This window comes from Pseudomonas sp. DE0010, from assembly GCF_007680745.1.
GTDB classification, from domain to species: domain Bacteria; phylum Pseudomonadota; class Gammaproteobacteria; order Pseudomonadales; family Pseudomonadaceae; genus Aquipseudomonas; species Aquipseudomonas parafulva_B.
The window spans coordinates 1-231 of sequence record NZ_VEJQ01000318.1; the positions used below are offsets into that span (position 1 = coordinate 1).

The window sequence follows — 231 nt, forward strand, 5'->3', positions numbered from 1 at the left end:
TTCTTCCGCGCCATCGTGCGCGACTGGGTTCAGTCGCCGACGGTATAGCCCGCCTGCTCGATGGCCGCGCGAAAGGGCGCAGCCACCTCGGCGCTGTCGATGCGCACCTCGCCCGCCTGCAGATCCACCTCCACCCGGGCGCGATTGTCCACCTTGAGGACTGCGGCCTCGATGGCGCTCACGCAGTGGGCGCAACTCATTCCGATCACCTTGATGACATGCATGGTCTGC

At 66.2% G+C, this 231-nt stretch carries 1 protein-coding gene; it reads right to left on the reverse strand.

Going from position 1 to position 231, the window contains the following annotated elements; all coding sequences use genetic code 11:
• Positions 1-29: 29 nt before the first annotated feature.
• Positions 30-231, reverse strand: a 202-nt coding sequence (locus FS767_RS22685; protein WP_305986837.1) for a cation transporter, incomplete at its 5' end; no start/stop codon positions are given.